The sequence below is a fragment of the Anaplasma marginale str. Florida genome, assembly GCF_000215485.1.
Lineage (GTDB): Bacteria > Pseudomonadota > Alphaproteobacteria > Rickettsiales > Anaplasmataceae > Anaplasma > Anaplasma marginale.
On the sequence record NZ_AFMS01000062.1, the window covers coordinates 1 to 4,432 of the forward strand.

Consider the following 4,432-nt stretch of genomic DNA (forward strand, 5'->3'; position numbering starts at 1 on the left):
AGCTTAGCTTCTCTCAAAACGATGTGCGGTTTTCTGGGTCAGCAATAGAGGCCAGAATATATGCTGAAGACCCAAAAAAGGGGTTTTTGCCTTCCAGCGGGCGTATAACATACTATTCCGAACCCCCCGTTAGCGAAAACCTTCGGATAGACAGCGGGGTTGCAGAGGGCGCGAATGTTAGCATGTTCTACGACCCCATGATTGCCAAGGTTGTGTCTCATGGGGGGACCAGACAAAAGGCAATTAAGGTTATGCGGGAGGCTCTCAACAGGTTCTACATCGAAGGTGTGGCGAATAATGTTGACTTCCTGCTTTCGGTATTTGGCCATTCTAATTTTATTTCTGGAAACATAAACACTGGGTTTGTTTCACAGTTTTATAGGTCTGGATTCAAGGGTGATCCACTAACTCCCGAGTTCGCGGAAATTTTGGCGTTTGCTGCGCTGTACATATATTTGGAAGATGAATCCAGAAATTACGGAAAGGCGCTAGAGAGCGAAGAGTTGTCTGTGCACGTGGGTGATTCTAAATACAGGTTTCATGTGCGGTGCTCGGAAGGGAAAATTTTTGTCGTACTGGACGATAAAAAAGGAAGCGTCGTACTATCTGGTACGTGGCATGGGAATTACAAAATGCTAGAAATATTTGTGGGTGATGCCTCTTACTGGGTTAAAGTCCGCGCGAGCTCAAGCCGGTATGCGCTAAAATACATGGCAGTCGAGGCTTTGTGTTCTGTACACAGAGCAAATGCAGACAATCTGCTGCAGTTCATGCCAGAGGTTACGAATGATGGGGCGTCCTCCGATGTTGTAGTTTCCCCAATAGCGGGGATGGTTGTGAACGTTTATGTGAAACCCGGAGATGAAGTAAGTGTGGGGCAGCCGTTGCTTGTGATTGAGGCCATGAAGATGGAAAATTTGATATGTTCGGAGGTTCAGGCAAGGGTCGCGGAAGTCTTGTGTACTAGTGGTGGAAGTGTTGTGGCAGGAGATGTTATTATCAAGTTTGTAGGCAGCAAATAGTTTTCTGATGGTCAGGCATTGCGGGTGGGTGTGGACCTGTTGTAGTGTGTTACTCGGCAACCTTGCTTGCTTTGCTAATCGTTGGGGATAGTTGTCAGTGCTGATAGGAAAGCCGAGGAGAAGAAGTACCATAGGATTTCTATCAAAGGCTGTGGCGAGAGTTGCTACCGGCCCTCCGGTGCGTGATGGTGCTTTTCACTTTAAGGTTGACTGCAAACCTGACAGCAGACTTTGTGCCCTTCTTGCCACCCTGCCGGGGGAAGTTTACACGAGAACGCCAGAGGAGTGTTCTGTAAGGTTCAAGCGTTCAGACGTTATAAAGTTCAGGCAAGCTATACACAATCCAGTTAGGGCGGCAGCAGGTGGTGACGAGTATCACACCAGACTGGTAACGTACTTACTGCTGGAAGCGACTGACATCTTCCAAGAATATGGGGCAAACCTATATTCGCATATACATGACCGCTATATACATGATATGCGCGCTGGTGGAGGCAAGTTCCAACAGTGCATCAACTACATCAGGGGTACATACCCAGGTAGGCTGCCCGACGTGCTGTCTATGGGCTCGCGCAGCCGGCTTTGCTTTCCGAACCCCGCGCTACTCCGGGAACATTTTTCCTTTTCTGACGAGGAGTGGTGTTATGTCTTGAGGCTCAAAAAAGGCGCCCAGGAAGGGATGGACAGCCTGTTGTTTGAAGCTGCACTTATGAGATTACGACGGCTCGATTGCGGCGAGGCGACACCAAACAACGACTCCGCTGAGGAATGTCTGAGGAGGTTTTTGGCGTCAGCAACTTGTGTAATCAGAGCCCCGGTTGGGGATGACAGAGCCATAAAGATTGCCTGCGAAGATTTTTTCATCATCGTGCAAGAAATCATTGGTGATAGCCTAGTCAAATCCCACGTTGAGCATCGGCTTTTTTTGCGCCAGGAAAGGTGCCTTGCCCGCGCGCTGCAGGAAAATTTCGATTGCGCCTGGTCACGCTGTGCGTCCGCTCAAAATGCAAGCGGACACGCTACTGTAGAGATCCGAAAGGCGATTCTGAGTTTGAAGCAGGTGCAATTTCTATTGGAAAACCCCTCCTTTTTTCAGAGGTTGAACTCACTGGGGGTATTGCAAGCCCAGCAATATTTTAGGGGCATGGATGCGATTGTTGGAGCGATGATAACCTGTCTGCAGGCAAATGAAGGATCTTGGACTGAAGAGGATTTGCTGTTTTTCTTAAAGGAGACCTGCGGGCACATTACTGGTGATATTGGCCGGCTTCTAGCCATCCACGACTTTTTCTCCGTTGGGCATACCATTTATAGGGATGCAATTGTGAGGTTTACACGCAAAGAAGTCTCGGAGATATCAGAGCATATAAATCGCTGGGTGTCGATGTTTAGCGAGACGAGCTGCGCGCTCATTAGCGGAGGACATGCTTCGTCGGAGCACATGCTTCAAAACTACAGGCCCGTTGCTGGCAGCGCACCTGGGTTAGAGCCGTTGCTTGACCCCGATGTTGTATCGCGGCTTTTTTCGCGTTCGGATAGTGGCTCGTGGGAAGTAAACATTTGCCTCAGAAACGAATTACTTTTCCGGCATTTAAAGTCTCACAGGTTGTGTGACTTTTTGTGCGAGTTTGAATATGCCGACGTTCATGGGGAATGCGGCAAGCTTCTTGAAACAATTTTTAGCGATGGATGCACCAACGACGCGGCACTGGCGCTTTTGCGCGAGATTGCCAAAGATTGTGGGCGTGGGCAGATCAAAGGCGTCAATTACAGCAGGGGTCTGAGTTTTGCGCAGTATGCCTATAAGGTATCATGCTGGCTGCCATTCCACTCGTTTTGGTTGCCATGGGTAAACCCAGCAAACTACAGAACCTCCTCGGGTTACGTAGGTAAAGGCATTAAAAGCAAGTTTTATGCCAAAAATATGATGGTGCCATTCACAGAATTTTCCCGGACCATATGCCGTGGATTGCACATTGAAGATTTTGAATACAGGTTTGTGGAAAGTGACTACGAAGCGGAAATGTTGGGGAGGTTATTCAGGATTGAGCATAACATCCCAGGCTTTTTGGAGCGGGCCACATTCCCCATAAGGAAGTGCAGGTGGGTGTGGTATCTAGTGCTGGGCCTTTTGATGATTCTGTGCTCAATAATTGCGGTAGTCGGGCAAATACTTGACCATTTTGGAATCATCCCCGGGGTTTTGGTCAGGGGGGCGCTAGACGTGTTCAGATCAGTATTTGATATCACCGTGGCCATAGTAGGGATAGACACCGTAGTGGAGCGGTTCGTGTTTCTTGTTGTCAACATTGCGGGGCTGATCATCAGAGTATTAGATTTCATCCTGCTGTGTGGGCTGCTCTCCACTGTGACCAGGTTCATTTTTGGAAAACTTCATGATGCGTGTAATTTCCTGCTTGTGGCTATTATTAGCGCTTGCGAGAATTTAAATCTGTACGGGCTGAAGGATGCTTTCTGGCTGTTGGTAGAAAAATTATTGCACGGGAACGTGGAGCGTACAAACGCTTTTGATATACCCGATAACAACGCGCCAGAACAGGTGCGTGGGTGCGATGGTACGGAAGTTCGGCAGGTCATTGGTCTACAAATGCTGTCGGAGACTGTATTGACCGAATGCCGGGATCTGCCAGACGCATTTAGGTTGCTATCAGCCACTGTTGGGGAGGAACTGTACGGATGCAAACCTGACGTTAGACTTATGCTCCGTAGGTTTCGCGAGGCCCTAGATTTGCCCCAGAGTACGGTTTTTGATAGGAGCTATTTGCAACTGCGAAAAGAGTTTTTCTTTTTGCTCAACAATTACCAAGAGGAGCTAAGCATCGTTGTTAGGGAAGGTTCAAGTGTTGCAAACATACTCAATTCTTATGCCGCGAGGAGGGAGGTGTATGACAAAATTACCGCAGCGAATTTACAGACATTGCGGCTGATACATCGCAACCGTGGCGCTCCTGCTGTTGTGCAAGCAATCAGAAGCCATAGAGATGCATTGGACGTTATTAATACGGCGCGTGACCATGGAGAGTCAATTACTCTACAGGAGCTCAACGAAAAAATAGCGGCTTTACGCTGGGCGCTTTCCGCCATGGATGCGTACGATCTTACCGGTATCGTGGAGCGGCACGAAACTATAATTTCGGACACAAAGATCGAGAAGAGTTGCATAATTGCCCTTATGGATTGTGTGATTACTTTGCGAGCTTGGAAAAAAGCACTCTTGGAGCGCGGAAATGTCAGCCGAGATTTGGTTCTGTGTGATCTTCAAATCAATTTTTCTTCATACATTAGGGATGTCTGCTGCATACTTAGTGTGGCAGACCGTAGCGTGGCTGGACGGCGCAATACTGTGAGCTACCGCAGGTTCCGCAACATAATATGTACAGATTTTCTTT

At 48.3% G+C, this 4,432-nt stretch carries 2 protein-coding genes; both read left to right on the top strand.

The genetic code is table 11. The features are described 5' to 3' along the window. On the top strand, positions 1-1,022 hold a 1,022-nt coding region (locus GAC_RS01835; protein ID WP_037349137.1), incomplete at its 5' end, for a biotin/lipoyl-containing protein. A gap of 97 nt (positions 1,023-1,119) precedes the next feature. After that, the coding region (locus GAC_RS01840; RefSeq protein ID WP_241760111.1) for a hypothetical protein at positions 1,120-4,432 on the top strand (3,313 nt) is incomplete at its 3' end.